This is a genomic window from Brachybacterium massiliense, assembly GCF_900184245.1.
GTDB lineage: Bacteria > Actinomycetota > Actinomycetes > Actinomycetales > Dermabacteraceae > Brachybacterium > Brachybacterium massiliense.
The window spans coordinates 91,900-112,807 of the sequence record NZ_FXXB01000006.1 but is presented as its reverse complement, the minus strand read 5'-3'; the positions used below and the strand labels follow the sequence as shown (position 1 = coordinate 112,807).

At 67.4% G+C, this 20,908-nt stretch carries 26 protein-coding genes and 1 pseudogene; 16 read left to right on the top strand and 11 right to left on the bottom strand.

Features of this window, described 5'->3' with window-relative positions; translation table 11 throughout:
- Positions 1-22: 22 nt before the first annotated feature.
- The 3 genes from BN4251_RS04955 to BN4251_RS04945 all read left to right on the top strand — a co-directional run bounded on the left by BN4251_RS04955 (position 23) and on the right by BN4251_RS04945 (position 2,631).
- Positions 23-622: a TlpA family protein disulfide reductase gene (locus tag BN4251_RS04955; protein WP_087484034.1), complete on the top strand. Its 600-nt coding sequence runs from the start codon at positions 23-25 to the stop codon at positions 620-622.
- The gene (locus BN4251_RS04950) at positions 619-1,461 is read left to right on the top strand and encodes a cytochrome c biogenesis CcdA family protein (RefSeq protein ID WP_087484033.1); all 843 of its coding nucleotides are present in this window, start codon (positions 619-621) and stop codon (positions 1,459-1,461) included. Before BN4251_RS04955 ends, BN4251_RS04950 begins: the two co-directional genes overlap by 4 nt.
- A 342-nt stretch (positions 1,462-1,803) precedes the next feature.
- On the top strand, positions 1,804-2,631 hold the full coding sequence (locus BN4251_RS04945; RefSeq protein ID WP_087484032.1) for a C40 family peptidase: 828 nt from the start codon (positions 1,804-1,806) through the stop codon (positions 2,629-2,631).
- 99 nt (positions 2,632-2,730) lie between these two features.
- Here BN4251_RS04945 and BN4251_RS04940 read toward each other — a convergent pair whose 3' ends face one another.
- Together BN4251_RS04940 and BN4251_RS04935 are read right to left on the bottom strand one after the other, a co-directional pair.
- A complete protein-coding gene (locus tag BN4251_RS04940) occupies positions 2,731-3,663 on the bottom strand; it encodes a cation diffusion facilitator family transporter (protein ID WP_087484031.1) in 933 nt (310 codons plus the stop codon).
- Positions 3,663-4,037 carry an ArsR/SmtB family transcription factor gene (locus tag BN4251_RS04935; RefSeq protein ID WP_087484030.1) on the bottom strand — a complete coding sequence of 125 codons (375 nt, stop codon included), beginning with the start codon at positions 4,035-4,037 and terminating at the stop codon, positions 3,663-3,665. Before BN4251_RS04935 ends, BN4251_RS04940 begins: the two co-directional genes overlap by 1 nt.
- A 166-nt stretch (positions 4,038-4,203) precedes the next feature.
- Here BN4251_RS04935 and BN4251_RS04930 point away from each other — a divergent pair, with 166 nt between their 5' ends.
- Positions 4,204-4,869 (top strand): copper resistance CopC family protein, encoded by a 666-nt coding sequence (locus BN4251_RS04930; RefSeq protein ID WP_087484029.1) that lies wholly within the window; start codon positions 4,204-4,206, stop codon positions 4,867-4,869.
- A gap of 62 nt (positions 4,870-4,931) precedes the next feature.
- Here the strand turns inward: BN4251_RS04930 and BN4251_RS04925 are convergent, their stop codons facing one another.
- The 6 genes from BN4251_RS04925 to arsB form a co-directional block, all read right to left on the bottom strand.
- Positions 4,932-6,860 carry a cytochrome c oxidase assembly protein gene (locus tag BN4251_RS04925; RefSeq protein ID WP_170931841.1) on the bottom strand — a complete coding sequence of 643 codons (1,929 nt, stop codon included), beginning with the start codon at positions 6,858-6,860 and terminating at the stop codon, positions 4,932-4,934.
- A gap of 401 nt (positions 6,861-7,261) precedes the next feature.
- Complete coding sequence (locus BN4251_RS04920) at positions 7,262-7,864, bottom strand: cadmium resistance transporter (RefSeq protein ID WP_016997609.1); 603 nt, start codon at positions 7,862-7,864, stop codon at positions 7,262-7,264.
- Positions 7,861-8,220 carry a Cd(II)/Pb(II)-sensing metalloregulatory transcriptional regulator CmtR gene (gene cmtR, locus BN4251_RS04915; protein ID WP_006590980.1) on the bottom strand — a complete coding sequence of 120 codons (360 nt, stop codon included), beginning with the start codon at positions 8,218-8,220 and terminating at the stop codon, positions 7,861-7,863. The genes BN4251_RS04920 and cmtR overlap by 4 nt, the downstream gene beginning before the upstream one ends.
- Positions 8,221-8,580: 360 nt before the next feature.
- Positions 8,581-9,924, bottom strand: coding sequence for an FAD-dependent oxidoreductase (locus BN4251_RS04910; RefSeq protein ID WP_087484027.1), 1,344 nt, complete (start codon positions 9,922-9,924; stop codon positions 8,581-8,583).
- A 26-nt stretch (positions 9,925-9,950) separates the two neighbouring features.
- The gene (locus tag BN4251_RS04905; RefSeq protein WP_087484026.1) at positions 9,951-10,379 is read right to left on the bottom strand and encodes an arsenate-mycothiol transferase ArsC; all 429 of its coding nucleotides are present in this window, start codon (positions 10,377-10,379) and stop codon (positions 9,951-9,953) included.
- 22 nt (positions 10,380-10,401) lie between these two features.
- Complete coding sequence (arsB, locus tag BN4251_RS04900; RefSeq protein WP_087484025.1) at positions 10,402-11,493, bottom strand: ACR3 family arsenite efflux transporter; 1,092 nt, start codon at positions 11,491-11,493, stop codon at positions 10,402-10,404.
- Positions 11,494-11,574: 81 nt separating this feature from the next.
- Here arsB and BN4251_RS04895 point away from each other — a divergent pair, with 81 nt between their 5' ends.
- From BN4251_RS04895 to BN4251_RS04885, 3 genes are all read left to right on the top strand, one after another.
- Complete coding sequence (locus tag BN4251_RS04895) at positions 11,575-11,940, top strand: ArsR/SmtB family transcription factor (RefSeq protein WP_087484024.1); 366 nt, start codon at positions 11,575-11,577, stop codon at positions 11,938-11,940.
- 85 nt (positions 11,941-12,025) lie between these two features.
- Complete coding sequence (locus BN4251_RS04890) at positions 12,026-12,400, top strand: arsenate reductase ArsC (RefSeq protein WP_245810232.1); 375 nt, start codon at positions 12,026-12,028, stop codon at positions 12,398-12,400.
- Between the two features lie 8 nt (positions 12,401-12,408).
- The gene (locus BN4251_RS04885) at positions 12,409-13,068 is read left to right on the top strand and encodes an arsenate reductase ArsC (protein ID WP_087484022.1); all 660 of its coding nucleotides are present in this window, start codon (positions 12,409-12,411) and stop codon (positions 13,066-13,068) included.
- 112 nt (positions 13,069-13,180) lie between these two features.
- On the opposite strand, the gene merA is transcribed toward BN4251_RS04885, so the two are convergent.
- Positions 13,181-14,626, bottom strand: a complete 1,446-nt coding sequence (gene merA / locus BN4251_RS04880; RefSeq protein WP_087484021.1) for a mercury(II) reductase — start codon at positions 14,624-14,626, stop codon at positions 13,181-13,183.
- A gap of 95 nt (positions 14,627-14,721) precedes the next feature.
- Here merA and BN4251_RS04875 point away from each other — a divergent pair, with 95 nt between their 5' ends.
- Positions 14,722-15,111, top strand: coding sequence for a heavy metal-responsive transcriptional regulator (locus BN4251_RS04875; RefSeq protein WP_087484020.1), 390 nt, complete (start codon positions 14,722-14,724; stop codon positions 15,109-15,111).
- A gap of 171 nt (positions 15,112-15,282) precedes the next feature.
- Here BN4251_RS04875 and BN4251_RS04870 read toward each other — a convergent pair whose 3' ends face one another.
- Positions 15,283-16,569 carry an ISL3 family transposase gene (locus BN4251_RS04870; RefSeq protein ID WP_087483965.1) on the bottom strand — a complete coding sequence of 429 codons (1,287 nt, stop codon included), beginning with the start codon at positions 16,567-16,569 and terminating at the stop codon, positions 15,283-15,285.
- Between the two features lie 640 nt (positions 16,570-17,209).
- Here BN4251_RS04870 and BN4251_RS04860 point away from each other — a divergent pair.
- Positions 17,210-18,394 carry a tyrosine-type recombinase/integrase gene (locus tag BN4251_RS04860; protein ID WP_087484019.1) on the top strand — a complete coding sequence of 395 codons (1,185 nt, stop codon included), beginning with the start codon at positions 17,210-17,212 and terminating at the stop codon, positions 18,392-18,394.
- Between the two features lie 115 nt (positions 18,395-18,509).
- Positions 18,510-18,716, top strand: coding sequence for a hypothetical protein (locus tag BN4251_RS04855; protein ID WP_087484018.1), 207 nt, complete (start codon positions 18,510-18,512; stop codon positions 18,714-18,716).
- Here the strand turns inward: BN4251_RS04855 and BN4251_RS04850 are convergent.
- Positions 18,677-19,003: a helix-turn-helix domain-containing protein gene (locus BN4251_RS04850; RefSeq protein ID WP_087484017.1), complete on the bottom strand. Its 327-nt coding sequence runs from the start codon at positions 19,001-19,003 to the stop codon at positions 18,677-18,679. The genes BN4251_RS04855 and BN4251_RS04850 overlap by 40 nt on opposite strands.
- A gap of 99 nt (positions 19,004-19,102) precedes the next feature.
- Between BN4251_RS04850 and BN4251_RS18975 the strand changes: the two are divergent.
- From BN4251_RS18975 to BN4251_RS04830, 6 genes and pseudogenes are all read left to right on the top strand, one after another.
- Positions 19,103-19,300: pseudogene (locus BN4251_RS18975) on the top strand (helix-turn-helix domain-containing protein); the annotation flags it as partial.
- Between the two features lie 86 nt (positions 19,301-19,386).
- Positions 19,387-19,572, top strand: a complete 186-nt coding sequence (locus BN4251_RS18610; protein WP_245810201.1) for a hypothetical protein — start codon at positions 19,387-19,389, stop codon at positions 19,570-19,572.
- A gap of 77 nt (positions 19,573-19,649) precedes the next feature.
- Positions 19,650-20,261 carry a beta clamp domain-containing protein gene (locus BN4251_RS04840; protein WP_087484015.1) on the top strand — a complete coding sequence of 204 codons (612 nt, stop codon included), beginning with the start codon at positions 19,650-19,652 and terminating at the stop codon, positions 20,259-20,261.
- Complete coding sequence (locus BN4251_RS18235) at positions 20,261-20,437, top strand: hypothetical protein (RefSeq protein WP_170931840.1); 177 nt, start codon at positions 20,261-20,263, stop codon at positions 20,435-20,437. Before BN4251_RS04840 ends, BN4251_RS18235 begins: the two co-directional genes overlap by 1 nt.
- Positions 20,430-20,639: a hypothetical protein gene (locus BN4251_RS04835; protein WP_087484014.1), complete on the top strand. Its 210-nt coding sequence runs from the start codon at positions 20,430-20,432 to the stop codon at positions 20,637-20,639. Before BN4251_RS18235 ends, BN4251_RS04835 begins: the two co-directional genes overlap by 8 nt.
- A complete protein-coding gene (locus BN4251_RS04830; RefSeq protein ID WP_087484013.1) occupies positions 20,636-20,827 on the top strand; it encodes a hypothetical protein in 192 nt (63 codons plus the stop codon). Before BN4251_RS04835 ends, BN4251_RS04830 begins: the two co-directional genes overlap by 4 nt.
- Positions 20,828-20,908 lie beyond the last annotated feature (81 nt).

Here is a 20,908-nt window from a genome sequence, read left to right as displayed (position 1 = left end):
ATCACCTTGAAGGAGCGAGCACATGCGCGCCCACCCCCGGCGACGGATCCTGTACGCCACCGGCCTCTTCGCCACCACCGGCTTGGTCACTGCCTGCGGCAGCACTGACACCGGCGATCGCTACGACTCCGAGGACGCCGGATACGTCTCCGGCAACGGTGTGACCACCGAGATCGCTCCCGCCGATCGCACAGAACCCGTCGAGTTCACCGGGACCAGCTACGACGGCGAACGATTCGACTCCTCAGACCACTGGGGATCGGTGCTGGTGGTCAACGTCTGGTACGCCTCCTGCCCGCCATGCCGGGTGGAGGCACCGGACCTGCAGGCCATCCACGAGGAGTACGCCGACCAGGGCGTCTCATTCATCGGGATCAACGTCCGCGATTCGGCAGGGCCCGCCGGGGCCTTCGAGGAGACCTACGGGATCACTTACCCTTCGCTGCCGGACTCGGACGCAGAGATCATGTACCAGCTGCGCGGCCAAGTCGCACCCAACGCGGTCCCCACTACTCTCGTCCTCGACCATGACGGCCGCGCCGCAGGCCGGATCTCTGGAGCGATCGACCCCTCCATCCTGAGAGCGATGCTCGATGCCGTTCTCGCCGAAGGAGCCGCGTGAGCGTCAATGGACTCGCGGAGACGTTCCAGTCGATCGCCCTGTCCGGGTCTCTTCTGCTGGCCATCACCGTCGCCGCTGTCGCTGGCCTGATCGCGTTCCTCTCGCCGTGCGTGCTGCCGATCGTGCCGGGCTACCTCGGTTATGTCTCCGGGCTTGCCGGACAAGGACTGAAGACCACCAAGCTAACCCGGCAAACGCCTGAGAATACCGGGACGGCGCGACGACAGGGGACCCTTTTCCGAGAGGGAACTGGGAGAATGTTGGGTGGGAGCTTGCTGTTCGTCGCGGGCTTCGCGGTGGTATTCATGGCGCTGGGCGGGTTCGCTGGTGCGGTGGGATATCTCCTTCAAGCGCACGCAGTATGGATCAATCGGGTCGCGGGCCTCATCGTTATCTTTATGGGGCTCATTTTCATGGGCATGTTCCCTCGATTGACAGGAAATGTCCAGGTGTCCAGGAGACGCCCTGATGCGGGCCTTCTGGGGGCCCCGTTGATGGGCTTCGTCTTCGGGCTGAGCTGGACACCCTGCATCGGCCCTACCTACGCCGCGATCATCGCGCTATCCCTCGACGCCGGCGCCGACGGAGGTTCTGCGGCTCGGGGCGCGATCCTGGCCCTGGCGTACTCGCTCGGACTGGGCATCCCCTTCGTCCTCAGCGCCCTGCTACTTGACAGGGCGATGGGCGTGAGCAGGGCACTTGCCCGCCATCGCCGACTCATCGGAGTCCTATCCGGGGCGCTGCTCATCGCGATCGGCCTGCTGCTACTCACGGGAGTGTGGGCCTCATGGATGGATCAGCTCCAAGGCTCCATCGCCACATTCCAGCCCGTCGTCTGAGCCTCACGAAGGTACTCTCTCCTCCCGATCTGCTACCGGTGACCGACACGGGCCCGTCCACCTCGACTGCGACTCGTGAGGTCGACCCCATTGCGGCACCGGGGTTTGGTAAAGAGACGGTGTGACCCCGGGGCCCATGTGGCGAGAGTGTTCAAGAGAAGGAGAAATCGTCGGTCGGGGTCGCCCATGGCGCTATTGGGAGGGTGTTTGGGTCGGTACGTTGGTCCCACCGGTAACGAGGTACGAGATTCCTTCCCGACGCGTCCTCTGCTGTCGACGTTGCCGCGACCAAATGCCAGACGACCCCGTGCATAAACTCGGGGATATTCACGGAGAACATTCATGGCCACGAGCAATTCCCATCGCGCGGCCGGCCGCGCAGTCACCCCCCTTCGACACAGCGGACGCGCCCTGCGCGGCACTGGAGGCGCCGCCGTCCTCGGCACCGTGCTCCTCGGCTCCGCCTTCGCTGGTGGTGCGGCCCAGGCAGCACCCGCAGCTCCGGCAAACGCGCCGTCCGCGGTCACGCAGGCCGCCGCACCTGCTGCCCCGGCGCCGGCACAGGCTCTGTCGTCCTCCGAGAAGCTTCGCTGGGGATCCCAGGGTGCCTCGGTCGAGCAGCTCCAGTCCGCACTGAATGATGAGGGCTCCTCGCTCGCCGTCGACGGGAAGTTCGGCCCGCGTACCCATGGCGCGGTGAAGGACTACCAGCAGGCCAACGGCCTGCAGGTCGATGGCGTGGTGGGCCCCGAGACGCGCGGCTCCCTGAACGGTTCGGCCCCCGGCGTCGGCGGTGGTGGTGCGTCGGTTCCTGCGCCCGCATCCTCCTCCAGCAGCACCGGGCAGGCGATCGTCGACGCCGCACGGACCCAGATGGGTGCCGCTTACTCCTGGGGCTCGAGCAACCCGGGCGTGAGCTTCGACTGCTCCGGCCTGACCCAGTACGCCTACAAGCAGGTCGGCATCGACCTTCCGCGCACCTCCGGCCAGCAGGTCGACGCCGGCACCCAGATCTCCAAGTCCGAGGCGCAGCCCGGCGACCTCGTCGTGTGGCCCGGCCACATGGGCATCTACGCCGGCGGCGACAAGGTCGTCGATGCAGGACGCTCTCCCGGCGCGGTCACCGAGCGCACCATCTGGGGCAACCCCACCTTCGTCTCCTTCCGCTGAGCCCAGCGACTACCCGCGGCGCGCACCCCACCCCCGAGTGGGATGCGCGCCGCTTTGTCGCGCTCCCCTGCGGCCAGGGGACGTGCGGATCGGTGCAGGCTACGTGTGCAGGGTGCGCTCGGATTCGCCTCGATGCACGGACGGGCTCTCCAGCTGGATCGTGGCGTGCTCGAACGCTATCGGGAAGTGCGTCCTGACGCAGACATGGACCTCTTCGAGGATCCGCAATGCGTGGGCCGATTCGAAGCACTCCTCCCCGACGACGACGTGCGCAGAGAAGATCGGCAGATTGCTCCCAATCGCCGAGGCATGCAGGTCATGGACATCCTGGACGTGGTCGAGCGCAAGGATGTGCTCGCGCACCTGATCGAGATCCACACCCTTCGGGGTGTACTCCATGAGGATCCGCAGCGTCTCGGCCATGATGCGGAACGCCCGAGGCACGATCAACGCGGCGATGAACAAACCGGCCAGCGCATCAGCCTGCTGGAATCCGGTCAGCTGAATCACGATCGCGGCAGTGATCACGCCGAGCGAACCGAGAGCGTCATTGAGGACCTCGAGGAACGCGGCACGCATGTTGAGGCTCGAATCCTTGCCTCCGGCCAGGATGAGGATCGCGGCGATGTTCGCGACCAGCCCGATCACACCGAAGATGAGCAGCTCACCCGAGGGAACGTCCGGGGGGTCCGTCAGTCGCGAAATGCCCTCGACGGCGGTGTAGGTGCCGACCACGATCAGGAGCGTGGCCTGGGCCAAGGCTGCCAGTACCTCGATGCGAGCGAATCCCCAGGTCTTACTGCTGCTGGCCGGGCGCAACATCATGGTCGCCGCAATCAACGCGACCAGCAGACCGGAGGCGTCGACAAGGGCATGCGCCGTGTCCGTGAGCAGAGCAAGACTGCCGGTGACGACGCTCCCGATCGCTTGCGCGAGCACGATGACGGAGGTGATGGCGAAGGCGATGGCGAGTCGCGTCCGGGCCGTGCTCGATCCGCTACCGCCGTGCGAATGGTCGTGTCCTGAGCTCATCAAAGGCCCCCGTCCTCGAGGTTCTCGTGATCGCGGTGGTTCTTCAGGGACAGGGTGGTCCCGGAGGTGTCGAGCAGGTCGTCAGCCGCCTCGAGTAGGTCGCTCAGTCGGGGCAAATCGGTGAGAGCGAACCACGATGCGCGGCCTTCAGTGCGCGCGGTGACCAGACCACAGTCGCGCAGGCACGAGAGATGCTTGCTGACGGTCGACTGGGCAAGGTGCATGTGTTCGACAAGGTCGCGAACTCGATGCTCACCGGTCGAGAGGTGCTGGAGGAGAGCCAAGCGTGTGGGTTCGGCGAGAGCATGGAAGAGCGCGGCATGACTGTCTGCCACCTCGAACTGCAGCTCGGCCGGGATCGCATCAATCGTCATATGGCGATGATATCGTCGTGTGGGGTTCTGTAAAGGGGTGGGACTGGACGAGTCGATCCTGGGAGATGAGCGAAGGGGTCGCTGGTGGCACGTCGCTACACTCGATGCGCCCCGGTCATGGGGACAAACCGGCCCGCACGAGGGGTCACCCGAGGAGGAGACGTTCATGACGGCGGACACGACGGCTGCTCGCGGAACCACCGGGACGGCGGTGCGGATCATGCTGGCCAGCCTGTTCGGGCTGCTCGCCGCCGTACTGATGCCACTGGTGGTGCCCGCATTGTTGCCCGCGGCGTCGGCGCACGACACCTTGACCTCTTCGAACCCGGCAGCAGGCGAAAGCCTCGAGCAGGCTCCCGAGGCGCTCGAGCTCACCTACAGCGATGAGGTTCTCAACCTCTCTCCGGCCGTGCGACTGACCACCTCCGCCGGCGAGGAGATCTTCACCGAGACCCCCGCCGTGTCCGGCAACACGGCCACGATCGACCTGCCGCCGCTGCCCGCCGATGACTATCAGGTCTTGTGGCGTGTCGTCTCCTCGGACGGCCACCCGATCGAAGGCACGGTCGACTTCACCGTCACAGTCGGTGCCGAGCCCACGGCCACAGCGGACTCCGAATCGGAGGAGCCGAAGGAGAGCGAGGAGCCGACCGCCGGGACGGACGAACCGAGCACGGAAGACACCGCTGCCGAACCGGCAGAGGCTCAACAGAGCGAGGGCGGCCTTCCTCTCGGTATGATCCTCGGCGGCCTCGCTCTGCTCCTACTGCTCGCCGCGATCGGTGCGATCATCGTCCGCCTGCGCCGCAGCCCCGGTGACAACACCGACTGACCATCACGAACCCGATCAGGACAACGCATCACGGCACGCCGCGGCGAGCAACAGAACCCGGCTCAGTACCGCGCTGAGGCGGAACGACCTACGGAGAGTCCTTCGCTGCTCCGTCGCGATCGCGAGATGACCGCGCCGTGCAGGACTGCCAGCGTCAGAACCAGCGCAAGCAGGACCCGGCCACCAAGCCTTTGATCTCCGAACGCATCGGGGCCCCAGGTCCGCCCCATGACTGCGAACCAGTCGGGCTCCACGACCGGGAGCGCCAGCACCAGCAGAAGCGCCAGCCCAGCAAGAAAGCCGGCCCCCACAACCAGGGCCACCCAGCGCTCCCGCCCAGCGACCATGCCACCACCCAGCGCCCTACCCTGGAATGGCAGCGCCACAGCAGCACCGGCCACCACAGCGGCAGTAAGCACGACCAGTCGGCCGGGCGCGGTATGCAACCCCGCGCCGAGCGCCGGGGTCAGGTAGATCGCTGCAAATCCCGCCGCGCCGAGCAGCGCCAACACCGCCGGGTGAGCGAGCCACCGACCCGCACGGGAGCGAGGCTTCCAGTCGACGAGCTCGCGCAGTCCCGCCGAACCGTCCGACCGAGGAGCGATCCGATCCCGCACGAGATCACCGAAACGCCCGGCAACCAGTAGAGGCACTGCCACCAGAGCAAGCAGCGCGTGCTGGCTCAGGTGCACGGAGAACTGCACCGGCGCGTACACGCCCGGTGCCCCGTTCGTCACCCAAAAGATGACCACGCATCCCGCTACCCACGCCGAAGTCCTGGCCACGGGCCAGCGTCGCCCGCCAGTGCCCGTCAACGGGCGGCGCAGGTGCACCCAGAGGTAGATGACCGCGAGACCGAGGGCGAGTGCCATTCCGGCGACGTCCACACGCCAGGTCGTCAGCAGCGTCGCCAGCTCAGGCGGAGCAGGCAGTGGATAGTCGGTCAGCGCCTCAGCCGTCGAGGTGACCGGCTCAGGCTCGTCCGGCACCGGAGGCGCCGTGTTCGACAGTGCGGCAGCGAGTCCGGTCGCCGCCGCGATCAGGAAGACTTCCCCCGCGGCGAGCCACAGGAAGTCTCTCCGGCGATCCGAGTCCCGCAGCCGGCCCAGTACCCGTCGGCGCTGCCACCAGCCAGCGCCACCCAGCAGCACCAGCAACACCGTCTTCAGCACGAGCATCCACCCGTACGCGGTGGTCACAAGGTCCAGAGGCGCGGAGAGCCGGACCAGGGCAGAGGCGATACCGCTGGCGGCCAACGCCCCATAACAAGCAAGCGCCAGGACGCTGAACCGTTCGGCGACATCCCTCAGTCGTGCTCCGAGCCGGCCCGCAACCAGCACGAGCAGCGCGAGCCCACCCAGCCACACTCCGGCAGCCACGAGGTGCACGATCATCGCGCTCGTGGCCGCCTCATGGGAGGTCTGCCCCGAGGCGTGGCCCGTCATCGACTTCGTCACCAACGCCGCGAACACCAGACTCAGCGAGATCAGCAGCCCCGTACGGGACCTCACGACGATCAGCATGGTCGAGGCAGCGGCGACGAACACCGCCCCGGCAAGCTGGTATTGACCGAGCTCAAGCCGTGTGATGTACATCAGGAGATCGGAGCCGAACCGCGGGGAGAAGGGTGCCTGGCCCGCCGCCAAAGCGTAGCCAAGCACCATCCGTACGACCAGCAGCGTTGACCACACCATTCCCAGGCCCATACCGATATCGAGCGTCCGCTCGTACGCTGGATGGAACCGAGACACGGCAGCGTGTTCCTGATCAGCCTCCGACGCGGACGGCTCCGCACGGCGGGGCAGCACGACGAGCGCCAGCACGAGGCACGCCACGGTCGCGGCACCGACCACATCACCGATGGCATCGACGATCGGCAAACCCCACCGCACCACCGGGCCGGCATCGACGAGCTCCATCGAGACCGGTGCTCCCGCCATGGCGGCCGCGATCACCGTCCAGAGCAGAGCCCACGGGGCCGCAGCACCCATGATGAGGATTCTGGTGCGAATCGAGCTCACCAGCTCGCCCCGCATCGAATCCCGGAAACTGCTGCGCCGACAGGCGAGGCGGCCGTCTCGGCGTCGTTGTCTGCCACTCTGTTCGCCGCACGGGAAGCAACCCGGCGCGTACCGATCCTCAACATGCTGCCCAGTCTCCCGTTCACTGTTGCGCCAGCTACTCCACTAGCCCCGGTCAGGCTAGCCATCGACCGGTGCGCGCTGGAACTCAGACGAGCTCACCATGAGCAAGCCCTCCCCGTTGAACGGTGGGAACTCGTCGGGGCTCAGATCCGGACTCCGCTCGGACGATGCCGACGCGACGAAGTGTCCCGGGTCCAGGTTCCGGGACCGATCTATCGAGCCCGGCACCTGTGTTTGCTTTAGCTGAGTCAGAGGCCGAAAGCTCCGCCACTGACAAGGATGACGATGCCGAGACCGATAAGAACGATGGGGAAGAGGATGTGCTCCCAGCGTTCGAGCACTTCGGCGATCGGGGGGCGGGTGGCGACGAACTTTGCCAGGGCCACCAGGACCGCGACGAGCGCGAGGAAGACGATGCAGTAGGCGACTACTGCGAGAGGTTCCACGCTGAGGAAGACAGGGGTGTAGACGCCGATGTTGTCGCCGCCGTTGGCAAGGGTGACGCCTGCGACGGTCCACACGCCGACCTTCTTGCCGGCAACCTTGGCCTCGTCGTCATCGTCGTCATCGTCTCCGCGCCAGGCCTGCCATGCGGCCCAGAGGCCGAGGCCCAGAGGGATGAGACCGAAGTACGGGATGGCTGCCGAGGGCAGGAACGCTCCGGCGCCGATGGTCACCAGGACCGCGGCACCGAGGATGCCGGCGAACCCGAGGTACTGCCCGGCCAGAATGCGGGCCGTAGTGCCGCGCTGACCCGCACCTCGAGCAAAGAAGAGGGAAAGCACGATGATGTCGTCGATATTGGTCGCTGCGAACAGGCCCATCGCCTGCAAGACCGAGGTGAGGATCATGCGCCCTCCCCAGCTGCGTCGCATCCGGGAAGCGAGCAGGCGGGATCGATGCACGGGGCGTCTTCGTCCACTGCCAGGGTGGCATCGACCAGTGCCGTCAGCGCCTGCGCCAGGTGCGAATCGGCGATCTCATATCGTGTCCGACGACCCTCGGGCTCGGAGACGACGATCCCGCAATCGCGCAGGCATGCCAGGTGGTTGGACACGTTCGGGCGTGTCAGGTCCAGATCTCGGGCCAGTTCCGCCGGGTAAGCGGGATGGTCGAGCAGGGTCAAGATGATCCGGGATCGAGTGGGGTCGGCCAGTGCACGACCCAGGCGGTTCATCACGTCGAGACGGGAAGCAATAGTCAGCATGCACTGAACTATATACCAGCTACTGAATAGTAGTGACGCTGGCGGCCAGGTGAGCCCGAACTCGCTTCCCCGACGATCGAGGCCTCGTTCCGCCACGCCGAACGTCATGGGCTCCGGCGAGCACTCGAGCGTCTTGTGGCTGTGACTTCGTGGTCACCAATCATGATCGGTTGGTCCAGGAAGGAACCCGTCCGAAGTGCTCTGATACTCGGCGTCACCGATATCTGCCACGCACAGCCCGAAGGGCCCCGCCGCCTACCTGGCGAAGCCACGGCGGGTTCAGGCCTGGTCGACGCGGCCGGGGGCGGAACAGGACCGGCTGTCAGCGGGACGATCAGCAATCGATGTTCGGCTGGCGAGTCATCGCCCGACAGACAGCTCGATCATCTGCGGGCTGGAGGAGCAGCAGGCGTCGTCGGCTGGCGCGGGGGCGTCACAGCTGCCGCCGAGGTCGGTGGTGCACACGCCGGTCTCGGGCAGTTCGAGGTGGACCGCGTCTGCTGCTTCGCGATCGCCGGCAAGGGCTGCCGCAATGGAGCGGACCTGTTCGTAGCCGGTGGCCATGAGGAAGGTGGGGGCGCGGCCGTAGCTCTTCATGCCGACGATGTAGAAGTTCTTCTCCGGGTGGGAGAGGACGCGTTCCCCGTGGGGCTCGACGGATCCGCAGGAGTGGAACTCGGGGTCGATGAGCGGTCCCAGCTGCGTAGGTGCCTCGACGGCTGGGTCCAGGTTCAGGCGAAGCTCAGCGAGCATTCCGAGATCGGGGCGGAACCCGGTGGCTGGCACCAGCACATCGACGCTCACCTCTCGCTCCCCGTTCGGGGTCACCGCATGAACAGTCAACGAGTCCTCGAGGCTGAAGTGGGTGATGGTGAACGAGGTGAGGACCTCGATGCGTCCGGAGTCGACCAGCTGGCGCAGTCGTGAGCCGAGGGCTCCCCGCGCTGCGAGCTCGTCCTGCTCGCCGCCCCCGTACACGCGGGTGAGGTCAGCGGTGCGAACGGCCCAGATGATCGTGGTGGCGGCGTCCAGTTCTGCGAGGTCCAGCAGGGTATTGGCGGCCGAGTGGCCGGCACCCGTCACCATGACGCGTTTGCCGGCGACGCGCTCGCGATCACGGCCCTGCACGTCGGGTAGTGGCGGTGTGATGCGACCCGCGGCGAGGGCCTGTCGTTCACCGGGAGCGAGGAGCCCCGCCTGGCCCAGCGGATTCGGCGCGGACCAGGTGCCGGACGCATCGATGACGGCGGAGGCGAGCACGTCGTCGCTGTATCCATCAGCGGTCTCGATCCGGACCAGGAAGGGCGTCTCCTCGCGACGTGCAGTGCGGGTCTTGTCCATGCCAGCGCGGGAGACAGCGGTCACTCGCGCGTCGTAACGGATCGACTCGGCGATCTGAGGAAGGTGCGCGAGAGGTTCGAGGTACTGCTCGCGCAGTTCGTGACCGGTCGGCAGAGCCTCGCTATCGGGGGCGATCCAGCCGCTGGCCTCGAGGAGGCGCTGTGCGGCGGCATCGAGGTTGTACTGCCACGGGGAGAACAGCCTGGTGTGTCCCCAATCGGTGATCGCCGCTGCTGCCGTGGATCCGGCCTCGAGGACGACGAACGGCAGGCCGCGTTCGGAGAGTTGGGCGGCGGCGGCCAGGCCGATGGGGCCGGCGCCGATGATGACTACGGGATGCGAGGTCGTTGCGGTGGTGAGCACGATGGGACTCCTTGCTGCTGGTGAGGTCAGTTCGAGGTCTGGGTGAGGTCGGTCAGGAGCGCGCGGACGTGAGCGTCGATGTCGTCGCGGACCAGGCGCATGCGCTCCATCCCTTCGATGCCGCGTTGGGAGGGTTCATCGGTGTGCCAGGTGGTCACCGGCGCTGCCATCCCGTCGACCGGCTCGATGACGGCTTCGCCACCGATGACGATCACGTGATCGACGCTGCGCAGCAGTTCCGGGGTGACCGGCTGCGGAACAGCGGAGGACATGTCCGCACCGACCTCGGCGATCGCCTCCGCAGACTGCGCATTGATGGAGCTGCCGGGCCGGGTGCCGGCGGAGTGGACCTCGACGGCGTCTCCGGCGTGGTGGCGCATGAGGGCCGCGGCCATCTGGGACTTGCCGCCGTTCTTCACGCACACGAACAGGACTGCGGGACGTTTCGTAGTCATCGTGACTCGATCTTTCTGCTGGTCATCGGGTAGGGACGGTGGCGTCGCCGGGGAACAGGCGGCGACCCATCGCAAGGGCGACGTAGACGAGGCCGACGAGGACGGGGACCTCGATCAGGGGGCCGACGACACCCGCGAGAGCCTGGCCGGAGGTGACGCCGAAGGTGCCGATGGCGACGGCGATGGCGAGCTCGAAGTTGTTGCCCGAGGCGGTGAAGGCGACGGTCGTGGACTTCGCGTAGTTCAGGCCGATCGCCCGGCCGACCAGGAACGACCCCAGGAACATCACCACGAAGTAGACCAACAGCGGCAGGGCGATACGGGCCACGTCCCCCGGAGCGGAAATGATCGCGTCGCCCTGGAGCGCGAACAGCAACACGATGGTGAACAGCAGCCCGTACAGGGCCCACGGGCCGATCTTCGGGAGGAAGCGCTCCTCGTACCAGGTACGGCCCTTCGCTCGCTCCCCGACCACGCGCGTGAGGAACCCGGCGACCAGGGGGATCCCGAGGAAGATCAGCACGCTGAGGACGATCGCGCCGATCGAGAACTCTGCCGACGTGGTCGGCAGCCCCAGCCACGAGGGGAGCGCCTGGAGGTAGAACCAGCCCAGGGCACCGAAGGCGATGACCTGGAAGACGGAATTGATCGCGACGAGCACGGCGGCAGCCTCGCGGTCACCGCAGGCAAGATCGTTCCAGATGAGCACCATGGCGATACAGCGGGCGAGGCCGACGATGATCAGGCCCGTGCGGTACTCCGGCAGGTCGGCCAGGAAGATCCACGCCAGCGCGAACATCAGTGCAGGGCCGATCAGCCAGTTCAGCACCAGCGAAGAGATCAGCAGTCGCTTGTCCGCGCCGATGCGGCGGGTCTCGTCGTAGCGGACCTTAGCGAGGACCGGATACATCATCACCAGCAGCCCGATCGCGATAGGCAGGGAGACGGAGCCGATCTTCACCGCTTCCAGAGCGGTGTTCAGGCCGGGGATGAACCGTCCCAGCAGGAGCCCTACGACCATTGCGGCCAGGATCCATACCGGCAGCCAGCGATCCAGGAAGGACATCTCCTTCATCACGCGTGGCTGCTCCACGTTTTTGGTGGTCGTACTCATCAGTGTTCGGCACCTTCCATCGACGGATATCGATCCGAACGCTATGCTGTACATCGATGACTGTCAATGTAAGGTGAGGGCATGACCACGACGACCCAGACTGTTGCTGCCGGGATCAAGGAGAGCACCCCGTCCGACGAGTGCTGCACGCTGTCCGCCGGGCCCGTCGACATCGTCGACGCCGAGAGGATCGCGTCCCTGCTCAAGGCGCTGTCCGATCCCACACGCCTCCGGCTCCTCTCCCACGTCGCCACCCAGGGCTGCGATTCAGTCTGTGCATGCGACCTCACCGAACCGCTCGGGATCAGCCAGCCCACCGTCAGCCACCACATGAAGAAGCTCGTCGACGCCGGCCTGCTCACGCGCGAGCAGAAGGGTCGCTGGGCCCACTACTCCGTCGTTCCGTCGGCCTTCGCCGAACTCCGCGCCTTCCTCGATATCGCCTGATTCCCTACTGCCTGCTTTGGAGATCCTCGTGACCGCACGTCCCAGTGTCCTGTTCGTCTGTGTCCACAACGCCGGCCGCTCCCAGATGGCGGCGGGATGGCTGCGTGAGCTCGCCGGTGACCGCATCGAGGTGCGTTCCGCCGGTTCCGCGCCCGCCGACTCGATCAACCCCGCCGCAGTAGAGGCGATGGCCGAGGTCGGCATCGACATCTCCCACCAGAATCCGAAGATCCTCACCCCCGAATCCGTCCAGGCCTCCGACGTCGTCATCACCATGGGCTGCGGCGACGCCTGCCCGATCTACCCCGGCAAGCGCTACGAGGACTGGAAGCTCGCAGACCCGGCCGGGAAGGGCGTCGCGGAGGTCCGCCCCGTGCGCGATGAGATCCGCGCCCGCGTCGAGGAGCTCATCGCCAGCCTTCTCCCGCAGGGCACCTCGACCACCTCGGCTCAGAACTGAGGATCAAGATGGCATCGCAGCGTGAGACCCCTTCGCTCTTGAGCGCCGAGCACGTCCTCCACAGCATCGCCGGCGATCTCTCTCGCCGCTTCACCGGGGTGTTCGCTGCCGAGACGGTTGACCGGTACGTCTTCGAGTCCTACACCGCTCTGGCTCGCACCTCCAAGATCACCTCCCACCTGCCTTCACTCACCGAGCGCTTCGCCAGAGACCGATTGACCGCCCTCGCACAAGCCAAGGGCGCCGCCCCCCACGACGTCCCCGAAGTGCTGCTGGTGTGCGTTCAGAACGCAGGCCGCTCACAGATGGCCGCCGCGCTGCTGGATCACCACGCCGCGGGTCGAGTGCACGTCCGCTCCGCCGGATCCGCACCCAGCGACGCACTCCACCCACGCGCCGTGGAAGTCATGCACGAGATCGGAATCGAGCTTGCCTCCGCATTCCCCAAGCCCCTCACCGATGATGTCGTCCGCGCAGCCGACGTCGTCATCACCATGGGCTGCGGAGACGCCTGCCCCATCTACCCCGGCAAACGCTATGAGGACTGGGACCTCCGCGACCCAGCAGACAGCACACTCAAGCAAGCACGCGAAGTCCGCGACGAGATCGACGCCCGCGTCCGCCACCTACTGACCGAAATTCTTCCTGCATCCACAACGCCCCACTGACTGACGCGCGGAGAAACTCAGCGCCACAATTCCCTGGTTGCCGGGGGCGGCATCGTTCGCCTGTGCACTAGGCCGTGTTGCTAAAGGCAGCGGTGACTATCGCGTGGCCGGATCAGGCGCAACAGGACAGCTGGGAGGGGTCGGTGGTGAAGGACTGGCAGGCGAGCTTGATGCCTTCGGCCATGGTCAGATAGGGCGCCCACATGGCGGCGACGTCCTGATAGGTCTGGTGCCCCTCGAGAAGGAAGACGCCGGCGGCAGCGAGTTCGCCGGCGTCCTTGGCGACGGCGGTGAGGCCGAGGATGCGGCCGGTGTCATCATCGATGACGACCTTGATGAATCCGCGGGTGTCCCGGTTGACCAGGGCACGGGGCACGTAATCCAGCGGCAGCACTCGGCAGTTGCAGCGGTAGCCGGCCGCCAGGGCCTCTGTCTCGGTCATCCCGACCGCGCCAATGGCGGGACTGGTGAACGTTACCCGGGGCAGGTGGGCGTAGTTGACCGTCCGTCCCGCCCCGGTGAAGGCATTGTCGATAGCCATCGCCCCGTGGTGGGCGGCGACGTAGACGAACTCCGGGTGCCCGGTGACGTCCCCGGCGGCCCAAATGCGCGGGTTGGCGGTGGCCAGTGAATCGTCGACGATGATCTCCCCGCTGGGACCGGTCTGGACCTGGACCATCTCCAGGTTCAGGGAGTCGGTGACCGGACGTCGACCCAGTGCCACCAGCACCCGCTGGGCGCGGAACTGGCCGGTCCGGCCTTCGACGGTCGCGGTGGCGATCACCTCACCGGTCGCCTCGTCCTGGCTGATCGTGGCGAGCTGAGCGTGGCGGAGCACCGTTATGCCCTCGTCGGCGAAGACCGATGCCAGCACCTGGTTTGCCTCGGGCTCCTCGGCGGAGGCCAGCCGGGAGCGGACCAACATGGTCACCGTCGAGCCGAGCCGGGCGAAGAGCTGGGCCAACTCCAAGGCGACGTACCCGCCACCGAGGACCAACAGGGACTCGGGGACCTCGGTGAGCTCCATCGCGGTGGTCGAGGTCAGGTAGTCGACCTGCTCCAGCCCTGGGAGGTTCGGGATCCAGGGGTGGGCGCCGGTGGCGACCAGGTAATGCTTCGCCTCGACCACCTCGGCGTTCCCGTCCGGGCCGGTGACTTGCAGCATCGGGGCCTCCGGGGTTCCGGCGAAGGAGGCGACGCCCTGCCTGATGGGCCAGTCGTAGGAAGCAGCGAGATCGACGTACTTGTCCGACCGCAGGCCCTCCACCAGCGACTGCTTGGACTGAATCAGGGCCGGCATGTCCACCGGGCCGGCCCCGGCGGCAATGCCGGGGAACCGGCCGGTCGCATCGGCGGCGACGTGCCGAGTCTCGGCGGCGGCGAGCAGCGCTTTGGACGGCACGCAACCGATATTCACGCAGGTCCCGCCGACCGTGCTGCGCTCGATCATCACCACCGACTTGCCCAGGTTCCGGGCCCGGATCGCGGCGGAGAACGCCGCACCCCCGGAGCCGATCACTGCCAGGTCTACCTTCTCGCCCACGAGCGCTCCCCCCATAACTTGTCGAACTACTCCACTGAGGCCAGAATGGACCTTCCAGTGCAGGGGAAGGTCAAGTCCATCCCTTCGGGGACCCCGGGAAGAGGGCTGTCATGAGGATCGGTGAACTCGCCTCCGCCGCGGGCACCAGCACCAAGACACTGCGGTTCTATGAAGCGCAGGGCTTGCTGCCCGCCCCGAACCGGACGGCCGCCGGGTACCGGGACTACGAACCGACCGTGCTCGACCGGCTGAACTTCGTCCGCCGCGGCCAGGCCGCCGGACTCACCCTGGCCCAGATCCAGCAGGTGCTGGAGATCCGCGACGGCGGACAGGCCCCCTGCGGCCACGTCCGCGATCTGCTCGACAAACGCCTGGTGGACATCGAGCACCAGCTGCGCAGCCTGACCGCACTGCGCGACACCCTCACCTCCCTCCGTGACGAGGCCACCACCCTCCACCCCGACACCTGCGGCCCAGACCAGGTCTGCCGTTACGTCTGAACCGCGCTGCGCTCACCGGTGGCGAGCCAGTGGGGGGTGGCGGCCAGGCACAGTCCGGCGTGGTAACAGCCGGCGCTCTTGTCGGAGCGCAGCGCGATCCCTCGCCACTGCTTGAGACGGTTAAAGCGGCTCTTCGCGGTTCGTGGTGAATGACCCTGCTGTAGCGGGTATTCACGCTACGGTTCTCGCGGCGCTGGCTAACAGGATACGGGTCCGGTAGTTCTCCGCGTTACGGAAGCCGCGGCCGGTGCGTTTGATGTTCTTGATGCCGGTGTTCGCTGCCTCGACTCGGGCGGTGGTCGCGCCGGTGACGATGAGGACCTCGATCGCGTCCCACCAGGTCACGACGGTGTCGTAGAGCTTGGTCGCCTCGGGCATGTTCGCGAGCTGGGCGAAGTAGCCCATCCGCATCCGTTCGTCCCAGGCCTGGGCGAGGGTGTCGGTGGCCAGCAAGCGGCGGAGCTGCTCCTTGATGCCCCAGGCGGCCGAGAGCTCGTCGGTGGGGTCATCGGTGCGGAACACCGACTCCAACCGCTCCCAGGCCCGTGGAGTGAGGGTGTCAGCGCCGCGTAGCAGCAGCATCCGGTGGGCCCAGGCCGGGTCGTCCTTGCGGCCGCGACGACCGCGATGGGTGCGGGCTAGGCGTTGACGGACGGTGGTGACCATGTCGTTTCCGAGCTTGACGAGGTGGAACTTGTCGACCGAGACCGCAACGCGGGGCAGGTAGGTCCGCAGTGCTTTGCGGAACGCGGCCGAGGGATCGATGGCGACGATCTCGATCCGCTCCCGCCAGAGCTCGGAGCGCTGGGCGAGCCAGTCGCCGACGGCGGTGGAGTCCCGGCCGTCGACGATACCGAGGACCTGCCCGGTGGAGAGGTCGACCAGGGTCGTCATCCAGGGCTCGAACCGTCTCCAGGCACCGTCGTCGGTGCGGAACCAGCGCACCGACCGGTAGCGGTGCTCATCGATGCCCAGGCGCGTCACTGACACGTCCTCGGCGGTGGGCAGGACCACGGCGGCAGCCGCCAGCGCGGCCTGGACCAGCCACCACGAGACGCCATGGGCCCGGGCGACTTCCGAGGCTGCCCGGCCAGAGGTGATCACCGCGGAGACGACCTGATCCCGCAGCCGGGTCGTCGAGCGCGCGCGGTGCGGGACCTGGTCGGTCGCTTCCCAGAACGTGCGCCGGGCGCAGGCCGACTCGAGGCAGAACCAGCGCCGCTTGGCCCACACCACCGCCATCGCCCCGGCCACGGGCACGTCTCGCACCTTCTGGGATCGGCGGGAGTGGACCTTGGTCGCGAGCACCCCGCACGACGGACAGCCCGGCGGCTCGATGGATTCGATCACCACCCGCCGGCCTCCATCGGGCAGGTCGATCGCGTCGATGACGCGGTAGTCGGGCAGGTTGAAGATCGTGCTCGCAGCATCTCGCTGCGAACCCGTATTCTCATGCACAGGCTCGTGGTCCTCTGGGATGTGGCTGTCTAGACAACACCCATCACAGCAGGACCACGGGTCGTTCTACGCCAGCGACGCGACGCTCTCCTTCACCACGAGCCGCGAAGAGCCGTTAAAGCACCACTCCACGAGGTCGCGGCCGCGATACCGGGCCCGTTGCTACCCCCCGAAATCTATCGGTCGGCCCGGCCTGATCCGGCGGTGGGCGATCTGATCGTCGCGTTCACCCCACCACGGTGCTGGTTCCGTCGTCGGAGAGCATCGGGCGAGCAAGCGGAAGGTGCCGCCGCTGCCATCCAGCCAATGGGACATGGCGCGCGGGAGGCATTGCCGGAGCATGAGCAGGACGGCCGAGAAGTCTCTGCCACACCTGACCTACGGTCGTGCAGCCGATTACGGCCTCGGTGCACCTGAAACAGCGCCTGGAAGTTGGTTCGTCAGAACAATGCGTTTCTGACCAGCAGTGGGCCCGGAGGGGATCGAACCCTCGACCCGCGGATTAAAAGTCCGATGCAATAGGCTCCTGACGAGCGGGGGTATCGACATATCCGCGGGTCAGAGGCACTATCCTAGGTGTACGGGTAGACCTGTCTAGGTGCAGGTATGGCTACACCAATGGCTACACCAGGAGGAACGGATGGCGAGAGCCAAGGGCGACGGGTCGCTCTACAAGGACAGCAGGGGCTACTGGACCGCGAGTGTCACCCTCCCCGAGGGGCCCGACCAGAAGCGGCGCCGCAAGACGGTCCGCTCGAAGGACCGCGGCATCGCCGCCCAGAAGCTCCGCGACCTCCGCGCCGAGCTCGACCAGCACGGCGATGTCATCACCGCAGCGCCCACCGTGAAGGCCTGGTGCGAGAAGTGGCTCAAGGAGACCGCGCCGGAGCGGCTCCGCCCCCGCACCCTCGACACGTACGCCGGGTACGTCAGCCGCTGGATCATCCCCGCGATCGGCCGGGTGAAGCTCGCCGACCTCACACCCCGCCACGTCGAAGCGGTGCAAGAGCTCTGCAAGACCGGGTACGGCGAAGGCAAGGACGCGAAGAGGCCCGTCTCCTCCACCACCCGCCTGCAGATCCACCGCATCCTCGCCGTGATCCTCCGCGACGCCGTCCGCGCCGGCCACCTCCGCCAGAACCCCGCCGACCGCGACCATGTTGCGGCGCCGAAGCGGCGCCACGTCGAGACCAGCGTGCTCACCGGCGCCCAGACCCGCGCGCTGCTCGAGGCGGTCGCCGAGGACCCCCTCGCGGCGCGGTGGGCCCTCGCGCTCTTCACCGGGATGCGGCAGGGCGAGTGCCTCGGCATCGAGCGCGGCGCCATCGACCTCGAGCGGGACCTCGTCACCGTCCGCTGGCAGGTGCAGAAGCTCAAGCAGGGCGCGAAGCCCGACGAGTCGATCCCCCAGCGAGACCTTGGCCGCGGCTACTGGCTCCTCCCCCCGAAGACCGGAGGCTCCTTCCGCGTCGTCCCGATCATCGAGCCGCTCCACGTCGCCCTCGAGACGCACATCGAGCGGATGCCGGCGGAGACGGAGAAGCACGACCTCCTTTTCCGCCGCGCCGACGGGATGCCGCTGGACCAGAAGACCGACCGGAACGCCTGGAAGGCCATCCTCGCCGCCGCCAAGCTGCCGCCGGTCCGGCTGCACGATGCCCGGCATGGCGTCGCCACGCTGCTGCTCGAGGCCGGCGTCGACATCCACGTCATCCAGACGATCCTCGGGCACTCCTCCGTGCTCACCACGAAGGGCTACGCCCACGTGAACACCCGCCTGGCCCGTGAGGGTCTCGAGCGGATGGAGAAGCTGCTCGCCGCCTGACCGATCACCGGAGCCCCCCGCCCTTCCTGGGCGGGGGGCTCTTCTTGTTTGGCGGACAGGTGTCCGTACCGACGGGTGTGGTTCGAACACACGTTCGACCAGACGAAGGAGTTCCATGCCGACCATGACCCCACCGCCCCACCGAGCCGCGATCGACGCGGTGTGGGCCCTGGCTGGGATCAGCCCGCAGCAGGCCGCAGAAAAGGCCGGGGTGCCGCTGCGAGTCATCTACTCGCGGGAGGCATCCCCGGCCCTGCTGGCTCGGGTGGTGCGGCTGTCGACTCAGCCCTGCCCGGCCGAGGCGAGGATCGCGATGCACTGAGCGATGGGCGTGGCGCGCTGCGACTCGGGGATCCGCTGGATGAGCGGGCCCATGAGCGCGAGCAGCTGCGCGGTCGACTCGTCGTACTCGGTGGCCTCATTGAGCCCGAGCGCGGCTTCCATGCGGGCAATGGTGCCCTCCTGGCCGGCGGTGCGGCCGGCCTCCATGTTCCCCACGGTCTTGAGCGAGACGTCAGCCGCGGCCGCCAGCTCGGCCTGCGTCATGTTGAGGCGCTTGCGCTCGGCGGTGATGGCGGCGATCCGCGCCTTCTTGTCGACTTTACTCATGGGTAGAGACTAGCTAGGTCTTACTCTTTTACGCAAGGCGAGAGTAAAACTACACGGTTGTAGTTGCCTGAATGAGTAAGACATGCCAGACTCTTACCCATGACAGCAACCACCGCACCGCAGCAGCAGGGCAGCCCCCTCGGCACCGCGATCCGCACCCTACGCCTCGCCGCGAACCTCACCCTCGCCGACGCGTCCAAGATCGCCGGCATCTCCCCCGCATACCTCTCCCGAGTCGAGAACGGTCTCGCCTCCCCCTCCCCCGCCTGGGTCTCCACCGTCGCAGAAGCCATCGGGAAGCACCTCGACACCCCCCCCTCGCAAGACCCCGTCCGTAGCTTCCTACGGCCGCCCGCTCGCCGGGTGATCTCCAAGGAGACCTCATGTCGCTCAACGACGCCATCGACATCGTCCGCCCCGTCCTCGCCCGGGACGGCATCACCGCCCGCCGCCCCATCCGCGACGCCGCGATCACCTACCTGAACTGGTGGAACGGCCACGCCGAGGCGATGCCCTACTCCGACCCCACCGGGGAGCGCGCCGTGAAGCGCATCCTCGCCAGCGCCTGACCCGCACCACCCCGCTCCACCCCTCGAGCCCTCGCCGATCCCGGCGGGGGCTTCTTGCATCCCCGAAAGGACCCGTCATGTCTCACCTCACCGTCTCCGGCAAGGAGCTGCGCATCGCCCTCGAGGTGCTCGCACCCATGGCCGCCAGCGGCTTCGACGTCAAGCTCCTCGCGGCGGTCCACCTCCGCTCCACCCCCGAGAAGGCGACCCTCTCCGCCACGGACCGCTACGGCATCGGCCAGTGGACCTTCGAGCCGGTCAACGCTGACGGCGACCTCAACCTCGCGCTCTCGACCACCGACGTGAAGCGTGTCCTCTCCGTCCTCCCGACGTTCCGGCGCCGGGATGAGGACGTCAACGTCACGATCACGGCCGACGGCGACCGCATCACCGTCGAGACCGCGGACGGCGACCGCATCGTCTCGACCCACGTCGAGGGGAAGACGCCCGACTTCGACGCCCTCTTCCCGACCGAGCGTGGAGAGCTCGCCGGGGTAACCCTCGCCCCGGACAAGCTCGCCCGCTTCACCGCCGCTGGGCGCCGGATCGGCCAGTGGGACAGAAAGTACAGCCACGCCGGTCTGCGCCTCGCTCTCACCGCTGAGTTCCGGGCCGTCGTGGTCACCCTCGGCGAGCTCGAGCGGTTCCGCGGCCTGCTCATGCCGATGCGTGACGGAGGTGCGTACTGATGCCCACCCCCCAGTACACCGCCCCGCCGTGGGTGCTGCTCATGCAGGCCCACGCCGACAAGGCCGAACTCGCCCTCGCCCAGCGCGCCGTCGCGAAGGACATCGCCGACGCCGCCCACGACGACGTGGCCGGCCCCCGCCGCCAGACCCACCGGAAGGAGCCCCACCGTGGCTGACCTGACCATCCAAGCCTCCCCCGTCCTCGTCTACCGGACGCAGGCCGCGGCGATGCTCGCCACCAGCGAGAAGCGCGTCATCGAGCTGGTCCGCGACGGGTACCTCACCGAGCGCTACCCCGACAGCAAGCCCCGCTACCTCGTCACCGAACTCGAAGAGTACGCGAAGTCCCTCCCCACCGAGAGGAAGAAGGACCGATGAGCGACCACAAGCCGATCCCGCTCCCGTCTCCGCAGACCCCCGTGTCGGGGCTGGCGAAGCATGACGCGGAGATGCGCCGCCGCATCATGGCGGACCTCCTCCCCCACTCGCACGGCGCGATCACGACGACGGAGGAGCTGCTCGAGGTCGCGGCCTGGGTCGAGCACGGCGACGAGGGGGACGAATGAGCATCTTCATCGCCACTCTGGACGGGCTCTCGAATGTGGCCGGCCTGGTCGTGGTGCTCGGTGCTGCCGGGTTCTGCGCCG